Consider the following 24,010-nt stretch of genomic DNA (forward strand, 5'->3'; position numbering starts at 1 on the left):
CACCAACATCGACGCGGCCTCGGACACACCGGAGTTGGTACACCGTGACCACGGCACCGCAGCACACCGACGGCGATCCCGTCGACGTCCTCCTCATCGGCGGCGGCATCATGAGCGCCACCCTCGGAGCGCTGCTCACCCGCCTGCAGCCCGACTGGACCATCGCCGTGCACGAGCGGCTCGAGGCCGTCGCGCTGGAGAGCTCGGCCGCCTGGAACAACGCCGGGACCGGTCACTCCGCGCTCTGCGAGCTCAACTACACCCCCCAGAAGGCCGACGGCAGCATCGACATCAGCAAGGCCGTCTCGATCAACGAGGAGCTGCAGGTCTCCAAGCAGTTCTGGTCCACGCTGGTGGAGAACGGTCTCATCGAGTCGCCGCGGGAGTTCATCAACCCCGTGCCGCACGTCAGCTTCGTGCACGGCGCGGCCGACGTCGCCTTCCTGCGCCAGCGCTACGAGCTGCTCTCGGACCACCCGCTGTTCGCCGGCATGGAGTACACCGAGGACCCGGAGACCATCGCCCGCTGGGCGCCGCTGATGGCCGCCGAGCGCGACTTCGCGGCCTCCCCGGTGGCGATGACCCGCGCCGACGCCGGGACCGACGTCGACTTCGGCTCGCTGACCCGCCACCTGTTCGACTACGTCGAGCGGGGCGGGGCCCAGCTGCACTTCCGGCACGAGGTGCGCGACCTCACGCGGGGCCGTGACGGCCTGTGGGAGGCGTCGGTCAAGGACCTGGCCTCCGGGCGCCGGTCCACCGTGCGCGCGCGGTTCGTGTTCATCGGCTCCGGCGGAGGCGCCCTGACGCTGCTGCAGAAGTCGGGCATCTCCGAGGGCAGGGGCCTGGGCGGCTTCCCGGTCAGCGGTCAGTGGCTGCGCTGCACCAACCCCGAGGTCATCGCCCAGCACCAGGCCAAGGTGTACGGCAAGGAGGCCGTCGGTGCCCCGCCGATGTCGGTGCCGCACCTGGACACCCGCGTCATCGACGGCCAGCAGGACCTCCTGTTCGGCCCGTACGCGGGCTTCTCGCCCAAGTTCCTCAAGAACGGCAAGCTGACCGACCTGCTGAGCTCGGTCAAGCTGCACAACCTGCTGCCGCTGCTGTCGGTCGGCCTGCACAACACCGGCCTCGTGAAGTACCTCGTCGGACAGGTCCTGCAGTCGCGCAAGGCCCGGCTCAGGGCGCTGCAGCAGTTCGTGCCGACGGCGCGGCTGGAGGACTGGGAGCTCGTCACGGCCGGTCAGCGCGTGCAGGTGATCAAGCCGCGGGGCGAGGGGCAGACCGGCGCGCGCGGCACCCTGCAGTTCGGCACCGAGCTCGTCACCGCCGCCGACGGATCCGTGGCTGCGCTCCTCGGGGCCTCCCCGGGCGCCTCCACCGCCGTGCCCGTGATGCTCAAGCTGCTCGCACAGTGCTTCCCGGACAAGAAGGCGCAGTGGGCCCCGGTGCTCACCGAGCTCGTGCCCTCCTACGGCACGACGCTCGCGGACAACCCGGAGCTGCTCGCGACGGTGCACGAGACCACGGCGGCCGAGCTCGAGCTGACCTGGGTGGGCGGTCAGCCGGAGCGGGTCACCGCCTGATCCGTTCCCGGCCGGCCGGGCTCGTGGCTCCCTCCGGCGGGATGCTCGTGTCGGGGGGCGCCTACACCGGGGCGAGGGTGCGGGTCAGGAACTGCACCTGTGCGCGCACCGAACGCTCGAACGCCTCGCCGGTGTAGATGTCGAAGTGCCCGCTGGGCAGCTCCACCACCTCGACGGAGCCGCCCGCCGTGGCGGCCGCCTTCCGCACGGCGGACGGGTTGGCCACGTTGTCCCGCTCCGCGACGACGACGAGCAGCGGGCACCGCACCCGGGGCGCCGCGGTCACCGGTCGGTTGAGCGCGATCCGCAGGACACCCCGGGCGCACATCTCGTTGCGGAACGTGGGCCCCATGATCACCCGGTAGCCGGTGGCGGCGTCCGGAGCGGCGATCGCGGCCAGCGTTCCGGGCTCCCCGACGACCGGGATGTGGTGCGCGGGCCTGCCCAGCCGTGACCCGACGACGTCGCGCAGCGCGTGCCCGGTGATCCGGGCGACGTGGCGCACCCCGGACACCCGCAGCATGAGCAGCAGCGCGCCGAGGCCGTCCACCGCCGCACCCTGGGAGATCACGGCGGCGATCCGGCCGTCCGCCGCGGCCACCGGGAGCACGTGGCCGCCGGAGTAGGAGCTGCCCCACAGCACGAGCCGGTCCGGGTCCACACCGTCCAGCGCGCGCACGGCCGTGATCGCCGCGGCGTAGTCCTCCCGGTGGCGCCGGTGGTCGACGTCCTGGCGCGGGAACCCCGCCGCGGTGTCCGAGGTGCCGTAGCCGCGGTAGTCGAACAGCACGACGTCTGCACCCGCATCGGCGAACTGCTCCGCGAACGGCAGCAGCCCCGCGTCCCGGGTGGCCCCGAAGCCGTGGGCCATGACCACGCACGGGCGACCCCGGGGGCCGAGCAGGGCGTCCGACCGGGCCCGCAGCCGCCACGCGCCCATCCGGGTCCCGCTGCTGTCGATGTCCAGGTCCTCCACGGCGACCTCCTGCTGGTGTGGTGCAGGCCACAGTAGGCGGTGCCGGACCGGGAGCGGGTGGGCGCCCGCTCGGGCGAGGACGGCATTGCACCCGCGGGATGTGCTGGAGGGTGCGGCGGGCGCGGCCTCGGAGCCGGCGGGGGTTCAGGGGCGGCGGTGGCTGACCACGAGGTGGCCGAGCAGGCCCAGCGCGTAGACCCCGCCCCCCGCCACGGCCAGCCCCACCGAGCGCCCGTCCGCCGGCACGACCGTCGCGGCCCCGGCCACCGCGGCCACGTACGCCACGTTGAACAGCGCGTCCTGCAGCGCGAAGACCTGCCCCCGGTGCGCGTCGTCGACCTGTGTCTGCATGGCGGCGTCCGCGCTGAGCTTCACCACCTGCCCGGCCGTCCCGAGCACGAGCGCCGCGAGCAGCACCGGCCCCTGCGCCAGGGTCGGCACCAGCACGAGCTGGGCCACCACGGCCACGGCCAGCGCGCCCGTCACGGCCCGGCGCTGCCCCCACCGGCGCACCAGCAGCGGGGTCAGCACCGCCGCCAGCAGGAGCCCCACCGCCCCTGCGGCCACCACCTGGCCGAACCCCGCGATCCCGGACGGCAGCAGCGGGCTGCTCCCGGTGAACGCGTACCGCACGAGCAGCAGCGCGAGCAGGGTGTTGATGCCGAAGGCCACCCGGTGCGCACCGAGGGCCAGCAGCGCCGCGGCCACCCCGGGCGCCCGCCACGCCGCCCGGGCCCCGCGGCCCAGCCCGGCCGCCACCGCCCCCACCGTCGACCCGGTCCCGTCCGCCGGGCCCACCCCGGGTCCCAGCGCCTGCCGCGCGTATCCCGCCGCCACGAGCCCGGCCCCCACCGAGCCCACCGCAGCCACCGCCACCGTCACCCCCGAGCCGAGGTCCCCCGCTCCCACCGCGGCGCGCACCCCCAGCGCCGTGGCCGCCCCGAGCACGGCCACCACCGCGCCCGACGTGGCCAGGGCCGCGTTGACGCCGACGATCGCCTGCGTGCGCACCACGTGCGGCAGCGCGGCGGAGAGCCCGGCCAGCACGAAGCGGCTCACCCCCGTCACGGCCAGGGCCCCGACGAACAGCCCCGGTCCGCTCACCCCGAGGGCCACCACCACCGCGACCGCGCCGATTCCCGCGGCCCGCACCAGGTTCGCCCACAGCAGCACCCGGCGGCGGTCCCAGCGGTCCAGCAGCGCCCCGGCGAAGGGGCCCACCACCGAGTACGGCAGCAGCAGCACGGCGAGCCCGGCGACGATCGCCGCGGGGTCGGCCTGGCGCTCCGGGTTGAACAGCACTGCGCCCCCCAGCGCGGCCTGGAACAGCCCGTCGCCCCACTGCGCGCCGAAGCGCACGGCCACCAGGCGTCCGAGCCCCGGGTGGTCGGCCACGGCTGCGCGCAGCGCCGCCACCCGGCCCACCCGCGCCACCCGGCCCACCCGCGCCACCCGGCCCACCCGCGCCACGGGGCTCAGTGTGCGAAGTGGGCGGCGCTCGAGCCCCGGCCGCCCCGCGCCGTGAGCTCGTCGACCACGGTGCAGAGGTCGTCGCGCAGCGAGCGGGCCAGGTCGCCGCTGAACCCCTCCCGCACCACCACCCGGAGCACGGCGACCTCCGTGGCGTTCTCCGGCATGGTGTACGCGGGCACCTGCCAGCCACGGGCCCGCAGCTCGTGGGAGACGTCGAAGACGGTGAAGCCCGGCTCGCCGACCACCCGGAACGCGAACACCGGGATGGCGGAGCCGTCGGACAGCAGGTCGAAGCAGTCCAGCGCGGCGATCTCGCCGGAGAGCCACACCGCGGTGGTGCGCAGGCTCTGCATGACCCGGGTGTAGCCGTCGCGGCCCAGGCGCAGGAAGTTGTAGTACTGCCCGACGACCTGGTTGCCGGGCCGGGAGAAGTTCAGGGTGAAGGTGGGCATGTCCCCGCCCAGGTAGTTCACGTGGAAGACGAGGTCGTCGGGCAGGTCCTCCGGTGCGCGCCACACCACGAAGCCCAGGCCCGGGTAGGTGAGGCCGTACTTGTGGCCGGAGACGTTGATGCTGGCCACCCGCGGCAGCCGGAAGTCCCACGCCAGGTCCGGGTCGAGGAACGGCACCACGAAGCCGCCGCTGGCTGCGTCGACGTGCACGGGGACGTCCGGGCCGCCCTTCGCCGCGACCGCGTCGAGGGCCGCGCAGATCTCGGCGACCGGCTCGAGCTCGCCGGTGAAGGTGGTGCCGAGGATGGCCACGACACCGATCGTGTCCTCGTCGACCGCGGCGGCGACCTGCTCGGGGGTGATGACGTAGCGGCCGGGCTCGACGGGCAGGTAGCGCGCCTCGACGTCGAAGTAGCGGCAGAACTTCTCCCACACCACCTGGACGTTGGTGCCGAGCACGAGGTTCGGCGTCGGCCGCCCGGTTTGGTCGCGCCGCGCCCGCCAGCGCCACTTCAGGGCGAGCCCGGCGAGCATCACGGCCTCAGAGGAGCCGATCGTGGAGACCCCCGTGGGGTCGGCCCCCACGGCGACCTGCGCGTGGAACAGGTCCGCGACCACCGCGACGCAGCGGGCCTCGATCGCGGCCGTCGCCGGGTACTCGTCCTTGTCGATCATGTTCTTGTCGAAGGACTCGGCCATCAGGCGCTCGGCCTCGGGCTCCATCCAGGTGGTGACGAACGTGGCGAGGTTCAGCCGTGAGCTGCCGTCGAGCATCAGCTCGTCGTGGATGAACCGGTACGCCGCCCCGGGGGTCATCTCCCGCTCGGGCAGGGTGCGCGCCGGGACCGGTTCGAGGCCGAGGCGCCCGGTGTAGGCGGGCAGGAGGACGTCGTCGTCGGGCTCGGCTGCGGTCACGGTCGAGACGGTACGCACGCCGGTGGGCCGGCGGTGGGTGCCATGATCGAGGGGTGCCTCCTGCGAGCGCTCCCCCGGTGGAGCCCGGCAGCCTGCTCGTCTCCGCCACGGCGCTGACCGAGGCGACCTTCCGCCGGACCGTCGTCTACGTGGTGGACCACTCGGTCGAGGGCACGGTCGGCGTGGTCCTCAACCGGCCCAGCGACACCGCGGTGCACGACGTGCTGCCGGCCTGGTCCGAGCACGCCGTGCGGCCTCGGGCGCTGTTCGTCGGCGGGCCCGTCACCCGGGACTCGGCGCTGTGCCTGGGCACCGTCCGGGTGGGCTGCAGCGCCGAGGGCGTGCGCGGGTTGCGGCCGGTGCAGGGTCGGGTGGTGCTGGTGGACCTCGACGGCGACCCCTCCGAGCTCGCACCGCTGCTGGACGGGGTGCGGGTGTTCGTGGGCTACGCGGGGTGGTCGGCCGGGCAGCTCGACGGTGAGCTCGCCCGCGGCGACTGGCTCGTGCTGGCCTCGCTGCCCACCGACGTGCTCGAGCCCGGCCGGGTCGACCTGTGGGGGCGGGTGCTGCGCCGCCAGCCGATGCCCGTGGCCCTGCTGGCCAGCCACCCGCTGGAGACCGACCGCAACTGAGGCGGCCCCCGGCCACCGGGACGCCACCCCGGGTTGCTCGACGTCGGACCGGCGCGGGATCCTGTGGACCAGGGCACACCCGCCCGCACGGCACCGAGCCCCCCCGGCACACCGGGGGGCTGACGGGGAGGCATCGACCATGACCGACATCGCGGAGACCACCACCAGCACCGCGGGCGAGCAGGCCCTGCGGCACCCGGCGTGGGCCGCGCTGAAGGAGGCCGCGCACCGGCTGCAGACCCTGCAGCTCGCCGACGGCTCCGTGCCGCACGAGCACGCGGACGCGGCGGTGGCCGTCGACCACCTGGTCGCCGCGGTGGCGGAGCTGGCTCCGCTGTTCCCGCACGACGCCGGCTACCTCGACGCGGCGCAGACGGACTTCCGACGCTGGGCCGCCACCGGGTTCGGGGTGCCGGACTTCCTCGACTCGCTGCTGCTGTTCCACCCGGAGCTCACGCGCGCGGACGGGGTCTGCCACCTCGTGGTGTTCCCCACCTTCACCCAGAACGGCTCCACCGAGCGCAAGGTCGAGGCCGTGCTGCTGCAGGTGGTGTGGCCGGCCTGGGTGGCCGCGATCGAGGCGGACGGCTACGCCAACGAGAAGTTCGTCCCCATCGCCTTCCTCGACTTCACCGCCGGCTACGACACGAACGCCGCGGTGCTGTTCCCGGAGTCGGTGGCCGTGCGCGAGACGCCGCGGTTCGCCTGGGGCGGGATCTTCTGCGACCGGGAGTCCGCGCGCTTCCGGGCCGTCTCCGCGGCGGTGGTCGCGACCACGCACCTGGAGCTGCCGGCGCAGGCGCAGGCCCTGCTCACCGACCAGGCCCTGGCCCAGGAGACCTTCGTGCTGTGGGACCTCATCCACGACCGCACGCACAGCCACGGCGACCTGCCGTTCGACCCGTTCATGATCAAGCAGCGCATGCCGTTCTGGCTCTACAGCCTGGAGGAGCTGCGCTGCGACCTCACCGCGTTCCGGGCCGCGGTGGCGCTGGAGGCGGCCGGGGTCCACCAGGCGCGGCTGCTGCAGGTGGCGCTGCTGCTCGACCGCGGGATCCGCTTCCCGCTCACCGGGTCCCGGGTGCGCAACTACGACGGCGTGGCGGGGCAGCTGCTGTTCGCGCACCTGCACCAGGCACGGGTGCTGCACTGGACCGACAACGCCCTCACCGTGGACTGGGCGGCGCTGCCGGGTGCGGTGCTGGCCCTGCTGGAGCGCATCGAGGACCTGTACTGGCGCAGCATCGACCGGCCCAAGGTGGCGCACTGGATCGCCTCCTACGAGCTGGTCAGCAGCGTGCTCACCCCCAACCCGGCCTCGGTGTGGGCCCGCGGGGTCGACGCGCTGCCGCTGGACGGGCCGCCGAAGGGCCTGGTGGACGTGGTCCTGCCCGACGAGTTCCCGCTGAGCATGTTCTTCGAGGCGCTGGAGAAGAAGCTGCGACCGGTGGTGGCCGCCACGGCGGGGATCACCGGTGCCTCGAGCCCGGCTAGCGTGGTCGCGTGACCGTGGACCGCCTGCACGACCCCGCCGTCCGAGGCTTCGCCAGCGACAACTACTCCGGGGTGCACCCCGAGGTGCTGGCCGCCCTGGCCGTGGCCAACGAGGGCCACCAGTCCGCCTACGGCGCCGACGTCTACACGCAGCGGCTGCAGCAGGTCTTCCGCGGGCACTTCGGCGAGCAGGCGGAGACGTTCCCCGTCTTCAACGGCACCGGGGCCAACGTCACGGCCCTGCAGGCCCTGACCAGCCGCTGGGGCTCGGTGATCTGCGCCGGCACCGCGCACATCCACGTCGACGAGGGTGGGGCGCCGGAGAAGGTCGCCGGGCTGAAGCTGCTCACCGTGCCGACTCCGGACGGCAAGCTCACCCCCGAGCTGATCATGGGCGAGGCCCGGGACTTCGACGACGAGCACCGCAGCCAGGCCCAGGTCGTCTCCGTCACCCAGTCCACCGAGCTGGGCACGCTGTACACCCCGGACGAGCTCCGGGCGCTGTGCGACCGGGCTCACGAGCTGGGGCTCACGGTCCACCTGGACGGGGCCCGGATCGCCAACGCCGCCGCTGCGCTGGGCCTGCCGCTGCGGGCGTTCACCACCGACGTCGGGGTGGACGTGCTCAGCTTCGGCGGCACCAAGAACGGCGTGATGCTGGGCGAGGCCGTGGTGGTGCTCGACCCCTCGGCGGTGACCTCGCTGGTGCGGCTGCGCAAGACGTCGATGCAGCTCGGCTCGAAGATGCGGTTCCTGTCCGTGCAGCTGCTCGCCCTGATGACCGACGAGCTGTGGCTGCGCAACGCCCGGCACGCCAACGCCATGGCAACCCGGCTCGAGGCGGCGGTGCGCGCCATCCCGGGCGTCGAGGTGCAGCGTGCGGCGCAGGTGAACGCGGTGTTCGCGGTGCTCCCGGCGGCAGTGACCGAGAAGCTCCAGCAGCGCTTCCGCTTCTACACCTGGGACGCGAACACCGGCGAGGTGCGCTGGATGTGCAGCTTCGACACCACCGCCGCCGACGTCGACGCCTTCGCCGCCGCGATCGCGCAGGAGATGGTGGCCTACGCGGGATGACGTGGTCGGACCCGGTGACGCTCGTCGGGGAGCGCGTCACGCCGGCCCGGTTGTCGTTGGACCACGACCCGGGACTGCTGGTGGTCGCAGACGACGGCGCGGTGTTCACCCGGTGGCCCACGCTCTCCCGTCCGAGGACCCCCGCGGACGCGCTGGAGATGGTGCAGGGTTACCTGGGACGGGCACGCGTCCCGGGTGCAGCGGGTGGCCGAGCGGCCGGTCGGGGTCACGACGTGCTGCGACGTGGTACCCGCCCAGCGCACCGTGGCCGTCGGCTCCACCTGGCTGAGCGGGCGCCACCAGCGCACCGGCGTCAGCACCGAGGCCGAGCTGCTGCCCGGCCTCCCGCACGGGCCACCCTGCCCGCCCGCCTGCACCGCTGAGCGCCCTGCGCGAGTCCCGGCCCGCGTCCCGGCCGTGGGGACGTTGTGCGCGCACAACGCGCCGAGGACGGGGCGGGAACGACGTTGTGCGCGCAGAACGCGGGGTAGGTCGGGGTGGGGCAGGTGGTCAGGCCAGGGCCGGCACCGGGGTGCCGTCGATGACGGACGGTCGGTAGTGCTCGATGATCGCCATGAACTCCGCGTGCTCACCGGCGGGCACGCCGAGGAAGCTCAGGGTGGCCGCGATCTCGGTGGCCACGGCGTCGAACCCCGCGGTGTCGATGTGCAACGAGGTGTGCGCGGCGACCATGTCCAGGCCGGGGTAGCACTTCGGGCCGCCGGCGGCCTCGATCGACCAGGCTGTCACGAGGAACTTGTAGCCCGGGGCGTTGGCCGGGTTCCCGTGGTGGGCGTGCACGGCCTCGTTGGCGTTCACGGCGACGTTCGCGAACAGGCGGTCGACCAAGATGTCCACCGCACCGGAGATGCCGTACGTGCCGCCCAGGCGCTCGTACAGGGACACCTCGCCCGGACCGGCGTCGGTGGTCTCGTTGACCTGCTCCGCGATCAGCTTCGCCTCGGTCTGGGTCGCCTGGCTCATGGTGTGCCCTTCTCCGCTCCGGTGTGTGACAGCCATCACTGTGCAACTCGGCCGCGCGCTCGTCAATAGCGCACAACCGGGTAGGCCCAGGTTCCGGGTCGTGAATGGCGCCATCTCGTGAACGGCGCCGGAACGGCGTTGTGCGCGCACAACGCACCAAGAACGGCGCCGGAACGGCGTTGTGCGCGCACAACGCCGGGGAGCAGGGGCTCAGCGCACCAGGTTCGGCGGCTGCTCCCCGCGTCCCACGGCCGCCACGTTCGTCCGCGCCACGGCCCAGGCCCGGTCGTCGCGCCCGGAGGTGAACCCGCCGACGTGCGGGGTCAGCAGCAGCCCGGGCGCGCCCCAGAGCGGGTGGCCGTCCGGCAGGGGCTCGGGGTCGGTCACGTCGAGCACTGCGCGCAGCCGCCCGGACGTCAGCTCCGCGAGCAGCGCACCGGTGTCCACCACGCCACCGCGTGCGGCGTTCACCAGCAGTGCCCGGTCGGGCATGCGGGCGAGGAACGCAGCGTCGACGAGCCCGCGCGTGGAGTCGGTGAGGGGCACCACGAGCACCACCGCGTCGTGGGCGGGCAGCAGCTGCGCGAGCTCGTCGATCGCGTGCACCCCGTCCCGGGCCGTGCGGGCCACGAGGGTGCTCGACGCCCCGCAGGCGTGCAGGCGCACCACGAGCTCGGTGGCGAGGTCCCCGGCACCCAGGACGAGCACGCGCTTGCCGACCAGGGTCTCGGTGCGGTGGTCGGACCAGGTGCGGGCACCGGCGAAGGTCACCAGGTCCCGGTAGACGGCGAGCATCCCCGCCAGCACCCACTCCGCGGTCGACGCGCCGTGCGCGCCGCGGCCGTTGGAGAGCTCCACCTGCGCCGGCAGGCGGCCCACCCACGTCTCGGTCCCGGCGTTCGTCGTCTGCACCAGCCGCAGGGCCGGCAGCTGGGTTGCGAGCGCGGCCACCTCGTCCACGGTGCCGCCCTCGGCCACGAGCACCTGTGCGGTGCGGGCCTCGTCGGTCGGCTCGGCTCCGGGCACGTGGTGCAGCACGCGCACGCCGGGCAGGTCGGCGAGCTCGGTGAGGCCGCGGGGATCCAGGACGAGGACGGTGGTGGTCACGGGGACTGATCCTGCCCTGCCCCGTCGACCCCCCGGGCCTACGGTCGCAGGGTGAACGACCGAACCCGTGAGTCCGTCTGGGACTACCCCCGTCCGCCCCGCGCCGAGGCGGTCGACCTGCGGGTGGTGGTGCGCCACGGCGGGGTGACGGTGCTCGACACGACCGACGTCGTCCGGGTGCTGGAGACGAGCCACCCGCCGACGTACTACCTGCCGCGGGCGGCGTTCGCCGAGGGCCTGCTCACGGCCACCGACCGACGCACGATGTGCGAGTGGAAGGGCACCGCCCGCTACGTGGACCTGGTGGTGCCCGGGACGTCCCCGCTGCGCGAGATCGGCTGGTGGTACCCGACGCCGGACCGCCGGTACCCCGTGCTGACCGACCGCGTCGCGCTCTACGCCGGCCCGCTGGACGAGGTCACGGTGGACGGGGAGCGGGTCCAGCCGCAGCCGGGCGGGTTCTACGGCGGCTGGGTGACCTCCGAGCTGGACGGCCCCTTCAAGGGCGCCCCGGGCACGATGGGCTGGTAGCTCAGGCCCTGAGGGAGTCCATCAGGTCGCAGCCGGTGCAGTCGGCGCAGCGTTCGTGCGGACCGTCGGCAGCCCGGACGGCGGCGGCGCGGGCACCGAGCGCCCCGGCCGCCACCACGAGGGCACCGCCCCCGGTCGCGAGCACCACGGCGACCACGATCCGCGGGAGACCCTCCAGCCCCACCACGGCGGCCCCGGCCAGCACGAGCAGGAGTGCACCGACCACGACTCCGGGACCGGCGGCCCGGTTGGCGAGGGTGAACGACTCGTCGGAGGCCAGCGAGCCCGGGGTGCGCACACCGGCCCAGCGGTTGCGGGGCAGGCGGGCGGTCAGCCCGAGGATCCCGACGACCGCCAGGGCCACTCCCACCACCACGAGCACTGCACCACCGAGGACCGCGACCATGCCCACGATGGTAGGCGTGACCGACCGGGACCACCGTCTACCATGGCCCTCGTGCGCACCGGCCTCCCGCTCCACGGGCCGCGCTGACTGATCCCCGTCGGCGCGGCGACCCCTCACGCTCGGGCAGCGGAGGGGTTTCCTGCTGCCAGGGCCCCGACCGACCGAGGAGCACGCAGTGACCACCCCCACGCCGTCCAGCACCGAGACCCCCGCGTTCCGCTACACGGCGGCCACCGCCGGCGAGGTGGAGGCGCGCTGGCAGCGGCTCTGGGCCGAGCGCGGCACGTTCCACGCGCCGAACCCGGTGGGCGACCTGGCCGACGGGGAGGTCCCGGCGGACAAGCTGTTCGTCCAGGACATGTTCCCGTACCCCTCGGGCGAGGGGCTGCACGTCGGGCACCCGCTGGGCTTCATCGCCACCGACGTCTACGCGCGCTACCACCGGATGACCGGCCGCAACGTCCTGCACACCATGGGCTTCGACGCCTTCGGGCTGCCTGCGGAGCAGTACGCGGTGCAGACGGGCACGCACCCGCGCACCACCACCGAGACCAACGTCGGCCGCTACCTCGACCAGATCCGCCGCCTGGGCCTGGGTCACGACGAGCGTCGCCGGGTCAACACCACCGACACCGAGTTCTACCGCTGGACCCAGTGGATCTTCCTGCAGATCCACGGGGCGTTCTACGACACCGAGGCCGGCCGTGCCCGGCCGATCGGCGAGCTGGCGGCGGCCTTCGCCGACGGCACGCGCACGCCCGAGGGCGGGGTGTGGGCGGAGATGAGCGCCGCCGAGCAGGGTGCCGAGCTCGACCACCACCGCCTGGTGCACCTGAGCGAGTCGGTCGTGAACTGGTGCCCCGGCCTGGGCACGGTGCTGGCGAACGAGGAGGTCACCGCCGACGGCCGCAGCGACCGTGGCAACTTCCCGGTGTTCCGCAAGACCCTGCGCCAGTGGATGATGCGCATCACCGCCTACTCCGACCGGCTGATCGACGACCTGGACGGGCTCGACTGGCCGGACAGCGTGAAGGCCATGCAGCGCAACTGGATCGGCCGCAGCCGGGGGGCGGAGGTCTCCTTCGGCCCGGTGGACGTGTTCACCACCCGCCCGGACACCCTGTTCGGTGCGACGTACGTGGTGCTGGCGCCGGAGCACGAGCTGGTGCGGTCCCTGACGGCCGACGCCTGGCCCGACGGCACCGATGCGCGCTGGACCGGGGGCGCGGCCACCCCTGCCGAGGCCGTGGACGCCTACCGTGACGCGGTGGCGCGCAAGAGCGACCTGGAGCGGCAGGAGAACCGGGAGAAGACCGGCGTCTTCACCGGCTCCACCGTGCCGAACCCGGTCAACGGTGAGCCCGTGCCGGTGTTCCTCGCCGACTACGTGCTCACCGGCTACGGCACCGGCGCGATCATGGCCGTGCCGGCGCACGACCAGCGGGACCACGACTTCGCGACCGCGCTCGGCCTGCCGATCGTCGAGGTCGTCTCCGGCGGTGACGTCGCCGAGGCCGCCTGGACCGGGGACGGGGTCGCCGTGTCGTCGTGCGTACCTGGTGGTCTCAGCCTGGACGGGATGGCGGTGGACGAGGCGAAGGCGGCGGTCATCGCGCACCTGGAGGAGGTCGGCACCGGCCGCGGCACCATCACCTACAAGCTGCGCGACTGGCTGTTCGCCCGGCAGCGCTACTGGGGCGAGCCGTTCCCCATCGTCTACGGCGAGGACGGTGCGGCCCACGCCCTGCCCGACAGCGCCCTGCCCGTCGAGCTGCCCGAGGTGGAGGACTACGCACCCAACAGCTACGACCCCGAGGACCGGGACTCCCAGCCCTACGCGCCGCTGAACAAGGCGACCGACTGGGTGGACGTCGAGCTCGACCTGGGCGACGGTCTGCAGCACTACCGGCGCGACACCAACGTGATGCCGCAGTGGGCCGGCAGCTCCTGGTACCAGCTGCGCTACATCGACCCCACCAACACCGAGGCGTTCGTCGACCCGGTGAACGAGGCCTACTGGGTGGGCCCGCGCCCCGAGCTGCACGGGGCGGGCGACCCGGGGGGCGTCGACCTCTACGTCGGCGGGGTGGAGCACGCGGTGCTGCACCTGCTCTACAGCCGCTTCTGGCACAAGGTGCTGTTCGACCTGGGCCACGTCAGCTCCTCGGAGCCCTACCGACGACTGGTCAACCAGGGCTACATCCAGGCCTTCGCCTACACCGACGACCGGGGTGTGCACGTGCCCGCGGCCGAGGTCGTCGAGCGCGACGGCGGGTACTGGCTCGGGGACCAGCCCGTCAACCGCGAGTACGGGAAGATGGGCAAGAGCCTGAAGAACTCGGTCTCGCCGGACGAGATGGCGGCGCAGTACGGCGCGGACACCCTGCGCGTGTACGAGATGAGCATGGGTCCGCTCGACACCTCGCGCCCGTGGTCGACCAAGGACGTGGTGGGCGCGCACCGGTTCCTGCAGCGGTTGTGGCGCACGGTGGTCGACGAGGAGACCGGCGCCGTGCGGGTGACCGGTGTCGAGCCCGACGACGTGACGTTGCGGCTGCTGCACCGCACCATCGCCGGCGTGGCCGAGGACTACGCGGCCCTGCGCAACAACACCGCGGCGTCCAAGCTCATCGAGCTGACCAACCACCTGACCAAGGTGTTCCCGGACGGGGCGCCGCGGTCGGTCGTCGAGCCGCTGGTGCTCATGCTCGCCCCGCTGGCCCCGCACGCGGCCGAGGAGCTGTGGTCGCGCCTGGGCCACGGTGGCGTCGAGGGCGGGGGCTCGCTCGCGCACGGGCCGTTCCCGGTGGCGCAGCAGCAGTGGCTGACCGCGGACACCGTCGACTACCCGATCCAGGTCAACGGGAAGGTGCGGTCCAAGATCACGGTCGCCGCGGACGCCTCCCGGGAGGACGTGCAGGCGGCGGCGTTGGCCGACCCCAAGGTCGTGGAGCTGCTGGCCGGAGGTGCGCCGAAGAAGGTGATCGTGGTGCCCGGCCGCCTGGTGAACCTGGTGGTGTAGCCGCACCACCCCTCGCGCCGGGCGGAGATCACCAGCTCGGCGCGAGGGCCCGGTGCGTCAGCGGCCGGTCGGGCGCAGCACCAGCTCGGTGAGGTGCGCGTCCGGCCCGGCGAGCACCGCGGCGAGCACCGCTGCGGCGACGCTGTCCGCGGTGAGGAAGCGGCTGCCGTCGTACGCGCCGCCCTCGTGCGCGACCACGGCGCGCTGCATGTCGGTGTCCACCCGGCCCGGGTGCACCGAGGTCACCCGCAGCCCCGTCTCCTCGGCGCGCAGCGCGTCCGCCAGGGCCCGCAGCGCGAACTTGCTCGCCGCGTAGGAACCCCACCCCGCGTTGGCCGTGATCCCCGCCCCGGAGTTGACCAGCACGACGTGCCCGCCGACGGCACGCAGCGCGGGCAGCAGCAGCCGGGTCAGCTCGGCGACGGCCACGACGTTCACCTCGAGGGTCTCCCGCCACTGCTGTGCCGTGCTCTCCGCCAGCGTGCCGAGCCGGGCCACTCCCGCGGAGTGCACCAGCACGTCCAGCGAGCTGATCGTGGCGACGTCGGCGGCGGTCACCGCCGTCAGCTCGACCGGCCACGCGGTGGCCCCCGGGAGCTCGGCGGCCAGCGCGGCCAGCGCGTCGGCGTCCCGGCCGCCGAGCAGCACGTCGTGGGTGGCGGCGAGGGCGCGGGCCGTCGCGGCACCCACCCCGCGGGAGGCGCCGGTGACCAGTGCGGTGGGTCGGGTGCTCATGAGCGGGACGGTACCGACCGGAACCCCGCACCCGCGCCCACCACACGTCGCGCAGACACCGGACGAAAGGTGCACCAACCAACACACGGGGACGATGCACGCCATTCCTGAGATGTTCCTGGGCAACTTCTGGGAGAACTCTTCTCACCGTTCCGGGAGACTGGTAAGCCTTGCTAACTGCCTTGCAGGGCAGCCGCTCCGCCCACTCCAGGAGGCCGATAGTGTCCCGTCCCCCCCGCAGCCCACGCCGGACTGCCGCGCTGGTCGCCGTCACCACGGTGACCGCGCTCACCGCCCTCAGCACCGTCGCGGGCACCGCCTCCGCCGCGCCCAGCTCGCCCCGGGCGATCCCGGGGTCCGTCCCCAGCTGGGCCGTCTCCGCCAACGACGTCGGCACCACCGCCGCCGACACGTCCGTCGAGGGCGAGATCTACCTCCCGCTCCGCGACCAGGCCGGTGCCCAGGCGCTCGCCACCGCGGTCTCCACGCCGGGTGACGCGAAGTACGGCCAGTACCTCACCCCGGCCGGGTGGATCCGCACCTACGCCCCCACCAGGGCGGACCTGAGGACGATCACGGACTTCGTGACGTCGCAGGGCCTCACCATCACCGCCGTGCCGGCCAGCCGCCAGTACGTGGTGTTCCGCGGGTCGGCGTCGGTGATCAACGCGGCCTTCAGCACCACGCTGCACACCTACGACTACTCCGGCCAGCAGCTCGTCGCCCCGTCCTCGGACCCCAAGGCGCCCGCCGCGGTGGCCGCCAAGGTTGCGGGTGTGACCATCGACCAGGGCCGGCACGTCACCCGGCCGGACCTGGTCGCCCCCGGTGCCGGCACCGACATGGCCTCCCCCGAGGCCCAGCAGCGCTCGGCCCCCCCGGCTGCTCCGGCCCCCGCCACGACCCCGGCGCCGTGCTCGACGTACTTCGGCCAGCACACCGTGACCACCCCGAAGGCGTACGGCCAGAAGAGCTTCCCGACCAACATCTGCGGCTACACCCCGGGCCAGCTGCGCTCGGCCTACAACCTGGACAAGGGCATCAACGCCGGTAACGACGGCTCCGGCCAGACGGTGGCGATCATCGACGCCTACGCCTCGCCCTCCATCGTCTCCGACACCAACACCTACGCCCTCAAGACCGGCAGCCCGCCGTTGACGAGTGCGACGTACAAGCAGATCGTCCCCAAGGTGTCGGACTTCAGCGACACCGCGGCCTGCGGGACCACCGGAGGCTGGCAGGGCGAGCAGACCCTCGACGTGCAGTCCGCCCACGGCGTGGCGCCCGGGGCCCAGCTGCTCTACGTCGGTGGCTTCAACTGCGGTGGCGGGCTCGACATCGCCATGAGCACGATCCTCGACCAGAAGCTCGCCACCATCGTGAGCAACAGCTACGGCTACGCCGGCGAGGCGGTGCCGGACAGCGTCATCTCCGGCGAGCAGAACCAGCACGTCCAGGCGGCGGTGGAGGGCATCGGCCTCTACTTCTCCAGCGGCGACAGCGGTGACGAGGTCGCCAAGCTCGGGTACAAGTCCCCCGACTTCCCGGCCACCTCGCCCTACGTCACCTCCGTCGGTGGCACCAGCCTCGAGGTCGCGGCCAACGGCGGCTACACCACCGAGACCGGCTGGGGCAGCGCCACCGACCAGATCAAGGACGGTGCGCTCGTCTCCCCGCTGCCCGGCACGTTCCGTGGCGGCGCCGGCGGTGGCGTGAGCGACAAGTTCGCCCAGCCCGCCTACCAGAGGGGTGTGGTGCCGGACGCGCTGGCGAACAGCAAGGGCGGCGGCGCGGCCCGCGTCTCCCCGGACGTGGCCTCGCTGGCCGACCCGTACACCGGCTTCCTCATCGGCCTGAGCCCCATCACCGACGACGCCACCCAGAACACGGGTGCGTTCACCACCGAGACCTACGGCGGCACCAGCCTGGCGTCCCCGCTGACGGCGGCCCAGGTGGCCCTCGTGCAGCAGGCCACCGGCAGGACCGTGGGCTTCGCGAACCCGGCGCTGTACGCGGGCTACAAGCTCGACCCGACGATCACCCGGGACGTGCAGCCGCTCAAGCCCGCCGGGGCCGTGGTGTACACGAGCGCGAGCAGCGGGAACACGTTCCTGATCTCGCTGGACAAGGACTCCTCGCTGACGACGACCAAGGGCTACGACCAGACCACGGGGCTCGGCAGCATCGACGTGCCGAGGATGATCGCCTCCATGAAGGGCTAGCTCGACCGGATCTGCCGGGGCCGTCCACCGTTCGCAGGTGGGCGGCCCCGGCCGTCGTCCGGCTCAGCGCCACCCGGCGGGGTCCACACCACCCGGCACGTCCGCGTCGGTGTCGTACGGGGTGCGGGTGAGCACGAAGCTCGCGAGGTCCAGGTGCGAGACGGCGCCGTCGGGGTGCCGCACCACCCGAAGCGGCTCGTCGGCGTAGTAGCCGTCCAGCCCGCGCCAGCCGCCGACGGTGACCACGAACCGCGAGCCCCGTCCGGCGCCGGCGGCGGGGGCCAGCTCCAGCCCGTCCGGGGTCGCGCGCAGCAGCAGGTGGATCGGGCCCCAGAACCACGAGCCCGTCAGGGCCAGCACGTCCGGGGCCACCGCGGACGGCCTCCACGGCGCGACCGGACGCGGGCCCAGGATCGTCAGCAGCTCTGCACCGAGGCCGTGGGAGAGCCCGGACGTGCTGTTGCACAACGCGATCGCGGAGTCGCCGCTCTCAGCATCCACCCGCAGACCGGCCAGGAAGCCCGGCATGGACCCGCCGTGACCGTGGCTGCGCCTGCCGTCGTCGTTCCACACCTGCACCCCGAGGCCGTGCGCGGCCGTCCACGCCGCCCCCGGCCGGTCGTCGACCACCTGTGGCTCCAGCATCTCCTCGAGCGTCGCGGGGGCGAGGAGCTCGGGGTGGCGCCCGGCGAGCAGCCCGGCCCAGCGTGCGAGATCGGCGACCGTGGTCCAGAGCTGGCCGGCGGGGGCCATCGCGTCGTGGTCGTGCTCCGGCTCGGGCAGCAGCACGTCCGCGAAGGGGTGCACGGCGAAACCCGCTGCCGCCGGCTCCTGCGGGCGCAGGCTGGTGCGGGTCATGCCGAGCGGGGCGAGCAGCTCCTCGGCGAGGACCTCGTGCCACGGGCGGCCCTGCTGGCGCGCGACGAGCTCACCCAGGACGGCGTAGCCCACGTTGGAGTAGTGGAAGCGCCGGCCGGGCCGAGCGCGGGCAGCGTCGGGTCCGAGGCTGGCGCTGGCGAGCTCGCGGAAGCTCGTCCCCGGGGTGCGCTCCCACCACGGGCCGGCCGTCTCCGCCCGCAGCCCGGCGCTGTGGGCCAGGAGCTGCGCGACGGTCGACCGGCCGATGGACGTGCCCGGCACGTGCTGCTCGACGAGGTCGGTGAGCTGCAGCCGTCCGGCGTCCCGCAGCCGCAGCACCTGCACGGCCACGAACGTCTTGGTGATGGAGCCGCAGCGGTACTGGTGGTCGACCGTCCCGTCACCGGCCGCCCCGGACCACACGAGCTCCCCGTCGCGCACCAGCCCGGCGACGACCGACGGCAGCCGGTGGTCGGCCTGCTCAGCGGCAAGGTGGGCGTCCAGGGCGTCCAGGGCGGCGCGGGTGGTCTCGATCAGCACGTGCGGTGTCTACCAGGGGTGTGCGCTTCGCACCTGTGAACGAAACCTCGCCCCCTGGATAGAGAAATCACGCACAGGGGCAGGATGCCCCCATGGAGCTCGCGCACACCGTCCACGGCCACGGCCCCACGCTCGTCCTGGTGCACGGGCTGTCGCACCGCCAGCACGCCTGGGACCCGGTTCTCTCCGCGCTCGCGCCGCACCGCCGCGTGGTGACGATCGACCTGCCCGGGCACGGCGAGTCTCCCGCGCTGCCGCCGAGCGCCGACCCGGTGGGTGCGATCGTCGACGCCGTGGACGGGATGCTCGACCGGCTCGCCCCGGACGAGGGCCGCCCGCACGTGGCCGGCAACTCGCTCGGCGGGCTCGTGGCCCTGCAGCTCGCCGTCCGCGGGCGGGTGGCCAGCGCCACGGCCCTGAGCCCGGCCGGGTTCGCCAGCGGCGCGTGGGACACCGCGTACACCGCGCGGGTGTTCCGGGCCTCGCGGGCGATCACCGGGAAGCAGAAGGCACACATCCCCACCGCGCTGCGCAACCCCGTGGGGCGCACGGCCTCGCTGTTCCCGTTCTTCGGCCGCCCGTGGAAGGTCGACGCGGACGCCGCCATCGTCGACGCCCTGGGGCTGCTGGACAACGCCGTCATCGACCCGGTGCTCGACGCGGGACTGGGCAACGCCCCCGCCGTGGCCCGCACGTCCGTGCCGGTGACCATCGCCTGGGGCCGGCGCGACCTCATCCTGCCGGTGCACCAGGCACGCAACGCCCGACGACTGTTCCCCGACGCCACCCACGTGGTGCTGCCGGGGCTGGGCCACGTGCCCATGTCCGACGACCCGGCCCGGATCGGCCTCGTGCTGCTCGGCGGGAGCTCCACCGTCGCGGCCTGATCCGGGCCCGGCCCGCCGTCAGGCGTTCGTCGGGAAGCCCAGGTCCAGCGCGGCACGCCCGCTCGGCTCCGGCCAGCGGCTGGTGACCACCTTGCCGCGGGTGAAGAAGTGCACGCCCTCGGTGCCGTGCGCGTGCGTGTCGCCGAACAGCGAGCTCTTCCACCCGCCGAAGGAGTAGTAGGCCATCGGGACCGGGACCGGCACGTTGATGCCGATCATCCCCACCTGGACCTCGTTCTGGAACCGTCGGGCGGCCCCGCCGTCGCGGGTGAACAGGGCGGTGCCGTTGCCGTAGGGGTTCGCGTTGACCAGCGCCACCGCCTGCTCGTAGGTGTCCACCCGGAGGACGGCGAGCACCGGGCCGAAGATCTCGTCGGTGTAGACGCTCATGTCCGTGCTGACGTGGTCCAGCAGCGTCGGCCCGACGAAGAAGCCCTCCCCGTCCGCGTCGACCTCGACGCCGCGGCCGTCCACCACGACCGTGGCGCCCGCCTCCTGCCCGGCCGCGACGTACCCGGTGACCCGGTCGCGGGCCGCGGCGGACACCAGCGGACCCATGTCGCAGCCGCGTCGGCCGTCCCCGGTGCGCAGGCCCACCGTGCGCTCGGCGATCCGGGCCACGAGGTCCTCGGCCACCCCGCCCACCACCACCAGGGCGGAGATGGCCATGCAGCGCTCACCGGCGGAGCCGAACCCGGCGTTGACCGCGGCGTCCGCGGCCAGGTCCAGGTCGGCGTCCGGCAGCACCACCATGTGGTTCTTGGCCCCGCCCAGGGCCTGCACCCGCTTGCCGTGCGCGGTGCCGGTCTCGTACACGTGCCGCGCCACCGGGGTGGATCCCACGAAGGACACCGAGGCCACGTCGGGATGGGTCAGCAGGGTGTCGACGGCTTCCGCGGAACCGTTCAGGACGGTGAACACCCCGTCGGGCAGGCCCGCCTCCTGCCACAGCTCCGCCATCCACAGCGCGGCCGAGGGCACCTTCTCGCTCGGCTTCAGCACCACGCAGTTGCCGGCGGCGATCGCGACCGGGAAGAACCACATCGGCACCATCGCGGGGAAGTTGAACGGGCTGATCACCGCCACGACGCCCAGCGGCTGGCGCACCGAGTGCACGTCCACCCCGGTGGAGGCGTTCTCGGTGAAGGCGCCCTTGAGCAGGTGCGGCATCCCGCACGCGAGCTCGACGACCTCCTGGCCGCGGGCCACCTCGCCGGCGGCGTCGGAGAGCACCTTGCCGTGCTCGGCGGTGATGAGCGCGGCCAGCTCGGGGGCGCGGGCGTTGAGCAGCTGGCGGAAGGCGAAGAGCACCTGGGTGCGCCGGGCCAGCGAGGTGTCGCGCCACGCGGGGAAGGCGGCTGCGGCCGAGGCCACGGCGGTGCGCGCCTCCTCGGCGGTGGCCAGGCAGACCCGGGCGGTCACCTCACCGGTGGCCGGGTCCGTCACGGGAGCCGTGCCGCCGACGCCCTCGACGCGGGCACCGCCGATCCAGTGCGGGACGGTGGGGGGGTTCTCGGACATGCGGTGCTCCCTCGGGTCGTGCGCAGGGCGAACGGGCTCTCCCCATCCGACCACGTCGGAGTCCTCCACGGGCCGGTCCCGACCTGCGCGGGGCAGTGTCGTCACCGTGCAGCGGGTCACCAGGCGCTCGCCGGCATGGGCCCGCCCGTCCCCCGTCCGTCGCCAAGTGCGGGCTTCTGGCTGTCATCCAGGGTGGAATGGCGACCAAGAGCCCGCACTTGGCGGTGGCGGTGGCGGTGGAGCTGGCGGTCAGCCCGCGATGAACTCCTCGAGCTGGGTGCGGGCCACGTCGTCGGCCAGCTGGCGCGGCGGCGACTTCATCAGGTAGCTGGCCGCGGCGAACACGGGGCCACCGATGCCGCGGTCCTTGGCGATCTTCGCGGCCCGGACGGCGTCGATGATGATGCCGGCCGAGTTCGGGGAGTCCCAGACCTCGAGCTTGTACTCCAGGCTCAGCGGCACGTCACCGAACGCACGTCCCTCGAGGCGGACGTAGGCCCACTTGCGGTCGTCGAGCCACGCGACGTAGTCCGACGGTCCGATGTGGACGTTGTTGGCGCCCATCTCCCGCTGCAGGTTGGACGTGACGGCCTGGGTCTTGGAGATCTTCTTGGACTCCAGGCGCTCGCGCTCGAGCATGTTCTTGAAGTCCATGTTGCCGCCGACGTTGAGCTGCATGGTGCGGTCGAGCTGCACGCCGCGGTCCTCGAACAGCTTGGCGAGCACGCGGTGGGTGATGGTCGCGCCCACCTGGCTCTTGATGTCGTCGCCGACGATCGGCACGCCCGCGTCCTCGAACTTCTTGGCCCACACGGGGTCGGAGGCGATGAACACCGGCAGGGCGTTCACGAAGGCCACGCCCGCGTCGATGGCGCACTGCGCGTAGTGCTTGGCGGCGACCTCCGAGCCCACCGGGAGGTAGCAGACCAGGACGTCGACGTCGGCGTCCTTGAGCGCGGCGACCATGTCGACCGGCTCGGCGTCGGACTCGGTGATGGTCTCCAGGTAGTACTTGCCGAGACCGTCGTTGGTGGGGCCGCGCTGGACGATGACGCCCGTCGGGGGCACGTCGGCGATCTTGATGGTGTTGTTCTCGCTGGAGACGATCGCCTCGTTCAGGTCGAAGCCGACCTTCTTGGCGTCCACGTCGAACGCGGCGACGAACTCGACGTCGCGGACGTGGTAAGGGCCGAAGCGGACGTGCATGAGGCCGGGGACCGTCGCGTTCTCGTCGGCGTCCTGGTAGTACTGCACGCCCTGGACCAGGGACGAGGCACAGTTGCCCACGCCCACGATCGCGACGCGCACGCTCGTGCGGTTGGTGTCAGCCATTTCTCGGGTTCTCCTCGGTCGATTCAGGGTGTGACGGTGCGGTCGGTGTGGTTCGGGCCGGGCTCGGGTGCGGCCGCGGGCGGTGCGTCGGGATCGGGTGGCTCGGCCTCGGCCGCGATGAGCTCGTTGAGCCAGCGGACCTCGCGCTCGCTGGTCTCCAGGCCGAGGCGGTGCAGCTGGTCGGTGTAGCGGTCGAGCTTGCTGCCGGCCTTGGTGACCTGGCTGCGGAGCCCCTCGCGGCGCTCCTCGACCTGGCGGCGGCGGCCCTCGAGGATCCGCATGCGGCTGGCGGCAGGGGTGCGGCTGAAGAACGCCAGGTGCACCCCGAAGCCGTCGTCGCTGAAGGTCTGCGGACCCGTGTCGGCCACCAGCTCGGCGAAGCGCTCCTTGCCCGTGGCCGTGAGCTGGTACACCCGGCGTGCGCGCCGCTTGGCGTCGGTGCCCGTGCCCAGCGGATCGGCGTCCTCGACAATCAGCCCGTCGGCCTGCATGCGGCGCAGGGCGGGGTAGAGCGAGCCGTAGGAGAAGGCGCGGAACGCCCCGAGCATGCCCGTCAGCCGCTTGCGCAGCTCGTAGCCGTGCATGGGTGCCTCGTGCAGCAGACCGAGCACGGCGAGCTCGAGCACGGTCCACCTCCTGTTCACATCGTCGATGTTTCGGTTGACTGTATCGCAGCGATACATCTCGTCAACCTGGCGGCACGGCGCTCCTGCCCGGTCGGCCCGCCGGCGTGATGCACTCGAGAGGAGCCCCTGGGGGTATCGCGCCCGCAGGACGTCGTCCGCTCGGGTACCGCTACCGGTGCCAGGTCCTGCTCAGGAAGCCGCACGTACGCTGTTCGGCGTGCGCATGCAGAGGCAGGTGGTCGACTACGCGTTGCAGCGTCGAGCCCTGCTGGCCGAGGTCCACTCCGGGCGCACCGGGGTGAGCTCGGTCTGCGACGCCGGCCCGTACCTGCTCCGCGCGGCGAAGTTCCACGGGCGGCAGGCGAGCACCGACTGTCCCGTCTGCCGCAAGGAGAAGCTCACGCTCGTCTCGTGGGTGTTCGGCGACCGGCTGGGCCCCGTCTCGGGCTCCGCGCGCATGCCCGAGGAGCTCGTGCGCCTCGCGGCCACCCAGGACGAGTTCACCGTCCACGTCGTCGAGGTCTGCCGCACGTGCAGCTGGAACCACCTCGTGCAGAGCTACGTGCTGGGCGCTCCCGTGGCGCCGGGCACCCGTCGACGGGCCCCCCGTCGCCGGACCGCCAGCGAGTGACGCCTG

General features: G+C 73.3%; 20 protein-coding genes. 9 read left to right on the forward strand and 11 right to left on the reverse strand.

Annotated elements, in window-relative coordinates; translation table 11 throughout:
• Nucleotides 1-44: 44 nt before the first annotated feature.
• The gene (locus tag RHODO2019_RS16550; RefSeq protein WP_265382806.1) at nt 45-1,586 is read left to right on the forward strand and encodes a malate:quinone oxidoreductase; all 1,542 of its coding nucleotides are present in this window, start codon (nt 45-47) and stop codon (nt 1,584-1,586) included.
• Nucleotides 1,587-1,647: 61 nt separating this feature from the next.
• On the opposite strand, the gene RHODO2019_RS16555 is transcribed toward RHODO2019_RS16550, so the two are convergent.
• From RHODO2019_RS16555 to gad, 3 genes are all read right to left on the reverse strand, one after another.
• Entirely contained in the window at nt 1,648-2,562 is a 915-nt protein-coding gene (locus RHODO2019_RS16555) for an alpha/beta hydrolase (protein ID WP_265382807.1), read from the reverse strand.
• Nucleotides 2,563-2,706: 144 nt separating this feature from the next.
• Nucleotides 2,707-4,005: an MFS transporter gene (locus RHODO2019_RS16560; RefSeq protein ID WP_435532237.1), complete on the reverse strand. Its 1,299-nt coding sequence runs from the start codon at nt 4,003-4,005 to the stop codon at nt 2,707-2,709.
• Nucleotides 4,006-4,037: 32 nt separating this feature from the next.
• Nucleotides 4,038-5,402 (reverse strand): glutamate decarboxylase, encoded by a 1,365-nt coding sequence (gene gad / locus RHODO2019_RS16565; RefSeq protein WP_265382809.1) that lies wholly within the window; start codon nt 5,400-5,402, stop codon nt 4,038-4,040.
• A 53-nt stretch (nt 5,403-5,455) separates the two neighbouring features.
• Here gad and RHODO2019_RS16570 point away from each other — a divergent pair, with 53 nt between their 5' ends.
• From RHODO2019_RS16570 to RHODO2019_RS16580, 3 genes are all read left to right on the forward strand, one after another.
• Complete coding sequence (locus RHODO2019_RS16570) at nt 5,456-6,034, forward strand: YqgE/AlgH family protein (protein ID WP_265382810.1); 579 nt, start codon at nt 5,456-5,458, stop codon at nt 6,032-6,034.
• A gap of 139 nt (nt 6,035-6,173) precedes the next feature.
• Nucleotides 6,174-7,541 (forward strand): DUF6421 family protein, encoded by a 1,368-nt coding sequence (locus RHODO2019_RS16575; protein ID WP_265382811.1) that lies wholly within the window; start codon nt 6,174-6,176, stop codon nt 7,539-7,541.
• Nucleotides 7,538-8,602: a threonine aldolase family protein gene (locus RHODO2019_RS16580; protein ID WP_265382812.1), complete on the forward strand. Its 1,065-nt coding sequence runs from the start codon at nt 7,538-7,540 to the stop codon at nt 8,600-8,602. The genes RHODO2019_RS16575 and RHODO2019_RS16580 overlap by 4 nt, the downstream gene beginning before the upstream one ends.
• Nucleotides 8,603-9,112: 510 nt before the next feature.
• On the opposite strand, the gene RHODO2019_RS16585 is transcribed toward RHODO2019_RS16580, so the two are convergent.
• Both RHODO2019_RS16585 and RHODO2019_RS16590 read right to left on the reverse strand, forming a co-directional pair.
• On the reverse strand, nt 9,113-9,586 hold the full coding sequence (locus tag RHODO2019_RS16585; protein ID WP_265382813.1) for a group I truncated hemoglobin: 474 nt from the start codon (nt 9,584-9,586) through the stop codon (nt 9,113-9,115).
• Nucleotides 9,587-9,796: 210 nt separating this feature from the next.
• Entirely contained in the window at nt 9,797-10,693 is an 897-nt protein-coding gene (locus RHODO2019_RS16590) for an NAD(P)-dependent oxidoreductase (RefSeq protein ID WP_265382814.1), read from the reverse strand.
• 51 nt (nt 10,694-10,744) lie between these two features.
• Between RHODO2019_RS16590 and RHODO2019_RS16595 the strand changes: the two genes are divergently transcribed.
• On the forward strand, nt 10,745-11,224 hold the full coding sequence (locus RHODO2019_RS16595; protein ID WP_265382815.1) for a DUF427 domain-containing protein: 480 nt from the start codon (nt 10,745-10,747) through the stop codon (nt 11,222-11,224).
• Nucleotide 11,225: 1 nt separating this feature from the next.
• Here RHODO2019_RS16595 and RHODO2019_RS16600 read toward each other — a convergent pair whose 3' ends face one another.
• Nucleotides 11,226-11,630: an SdpI family protein gene (locus RHODO2019_RS16600; protein WP_265382816.1), complete on the reverse strand. Its 405-nt coding sequence runs from the start codon at nt 11,628-11,630 to the stop codon at nt 11,226-11,228.
• 175 nt (nt 11,631-11,805) lie between these two features.
• Between RHODO2019_RS16600 and leuS the strand changes: the two genes are divergently transcribed.
• Nucleotides 11,806-14,652 carry a leucine--tRNA ligase gene (leuS, locus tag RHODO2019_RS16605; RefSeq protein ID WP_265382817.1) on the forward strand — a complete coding sequence of 949 codons (2,847 nt, stop codon included), beginning with the start codon at nt 11,806-11,808 and terminating at the stop codon, nt 14,650-14,652.
• Nucleotides 14,653-14,709: 57 nt separating this feature from the next.
• Here the strand turns inward: leuS and RHODO2019_RS16610 are convergent, their stop codons facing one another.
• Nucleotides 14,710-15,387: an SDR family oxidoreductase gene (locus RHODO2019_RS16610; protein WP_265382818.1), complete on the reverse strand. Its 678-nt coding sequence runs from the start codon at nt 15,385-15,387 to the stop codon at nt 14,710-14,712.
• Between the two features lie 221 nt (nt 15,388-15,608).
• Here RHODO2019_RS16610 and RHODO2019_RS16615 point away from each other — a divergent pair, with 221 nt between their 5' ends.
• Nucleotides 15,609-17,609, forward strand: coding sequence for a S53 family peptidase (locus RHODO2019_RS16615; RefSeq protein WP_265382819.1), 2,001 nt, complete (start codon nt 15,609-15,611; stop codon nt 17,607-17,609).
• Between the two features lie 63 nt (nt 17,610-17,672).
• On the opposite strand, the gene RHODO2019_RS16620 is transcribed toward RHODO2019_RS16615, so the two are convergent.
• On the reverse strand, nt 17,673-19,007 hold the full coding sequence (locus RHODO2019_RS16620) for a serine hydrolase domain-containing protein (RefSeq protein WP_265382820.1): 1,335 nt from the start codon (nt 19,005-19,007) through the stop codon (nt 17,673-17,675).
• Between the two features lie 92 nt (nt 19,008-19,099).
• Here RHODO2019_RS16620 and RHODO2019_RS16625 point away from each other — a divergent pair, with 92 nt between their 5' ends.
• The gene (locus RHODO2019_RS16625; protein WP_265382821.1) at nt 19,100-19,894 is read left to right on the forward strand and encodes an alpha/beta fold hydrolase; all 795 of its coding nucleotides are present in this window, start codon (nt 19,100-19,102) and stop codon (nt 19,892-19,894) included.
• A gap of 18 nt (nt 19,895-19,912) precedes the next feature.
• On the opposite strand, the gene RHODO2019_RS16630 is transcribed toward RHODO2019_RS16625, so the two are convergent.
• The 3 genes from RHODO2019_RS16630 to RHODO2019_RS16640 form a co-directional block, all read right to left on the reverse strand.
• Nucleotides 19,913-21,415, reverse strand: a complete 1,503-nt coding sequence (locus RHODO2019_RS16630; RefSeq protein ID WP_265382822.1) for a CoA-acylating methylmalonate-semialdehyde dehydrogenase — start codon at nt 21,413-21,415, stop codon at nt 19,913-19,915.
• 249 nt (nt 21,416-21,664) lie between these two features.
• Nucleotides 21,665-22,747 carry an inositol-3-phosphate synthase gene (locus RHODO2019_RS16635; protein ID WP_265382823.1) on the reverse strand — a complete coding sequence of 361 codons (1,083 nt, stop codon included), beginning with the start codon at nt 22,745-22,747 and terminating at the stop codon, nt 21,665-21,667.
• A 23-nt stretch (nt 22,748-22,770) separates the two neighbouring features.
• On the reverse strand, nt 22,771-23,373 hold the full coding sequence (locus tag RHODO2019_RS16640) for a PadR family transcriptional regulator (protein WP_265382824.1): 603 nt from the start codon (nt 23,371-23,373) through the stop codon (nt 22,771-22,773).
• Between the two features lie 223 nt (nt 23,374-23,596).
• Between RHODO2019_RS16640 and RHODO2019_RS16645 the strand changes: the two genes are divergently transcribed.
• Nucleotides 23,597-24,004 carry a DUF5318 family protein gene (locus RHODO2019_RS16645; protein ID WP_265384833.1) on the forward strand — a complete coding sequence of 136 codons (408 nt, stop codon included), beginning with the start codon at nt 23,597-23,599 and terminating at the stop codon, nt 24,002-24,004.
• Nucleotides 24,005-24,010: the final 6 nt, after the last annotated feature.

Source organism: Rhodococcus antarcticus (assembly GCF_026153295.1).
Lineage (GTDB): Bacteria > Actinomycetota > Actinomycetes > Mycobacteriales > Mycobacteriaceae > Rhodococcus_D > Rhodococcus_D antarcticus.

What these genes read in the sequence shown, in the direction of transcription:
- RHODO2019_RS16630 (WP_265382822.1), bottom strand. Translation starts at nt 21,415, where the DNA reads ATGTCCGAGAACCCCCCCACCGTCCCGCACTGGATCGGCGGTGCCCGC.
- RHODO2019_RS16645 (WP_265384833.1), top strand. Translation starts at nt 23,597, where the DNA reads ATGCAGAGGCAGGTGGTCGACTACGCGTTGCAGCGTCGAGCCCTGCTG.
- RHODO2019_RS16600 (WP_265382816.1), bottom strand. Translation starts at nt 11,630, where the DNA reads ATGGTCGCGGTCCTCGGTGGTGCAGTGCTCGTGGTGGTGGGAGTGGCC.
- RHODO2019_RS16625 (WP_265382821.1), top strand. Translation starts at nt 19,100, where the DNA reads ATGGAGCTCGCGCACACCGTCCACGGCCACGGCCCCACGCTCGTCCTG.
- RHODO2019_RS16610 (WP_265382818.1), bottom strand. Translation starts at nt 15,387, where the DNA reads ATGAGCACCCGACCCACCGCACTGGTCACCGGCGCCTCCCGCGGGGTG.
- RHODO2019_RS16575 (WP_265382811.1), top strand. Translation starts at nt 6,174, where the DNA reads ATGACCGACATCGCGGAGACCACCACCAGCACCGCGGGCGAGCAGGCC.
- RHODO2019_RS16585 (WP_265382813.1), bottom strand. Translation starts at nt 9,586, where the DNA reads ATGAGCCAGGCGACCCAGACCGAGGCGAAGCTGATCGCGGAGCAGGTC.
- RHODO2019_RS16635 (WP_265382823.1), bottom strand. Translation starts at nt 22,747, where the DNA reads ATGGCTGACACCAACCGCACGAGCGTGCGCGTCGCGATCGTGGGCGTG.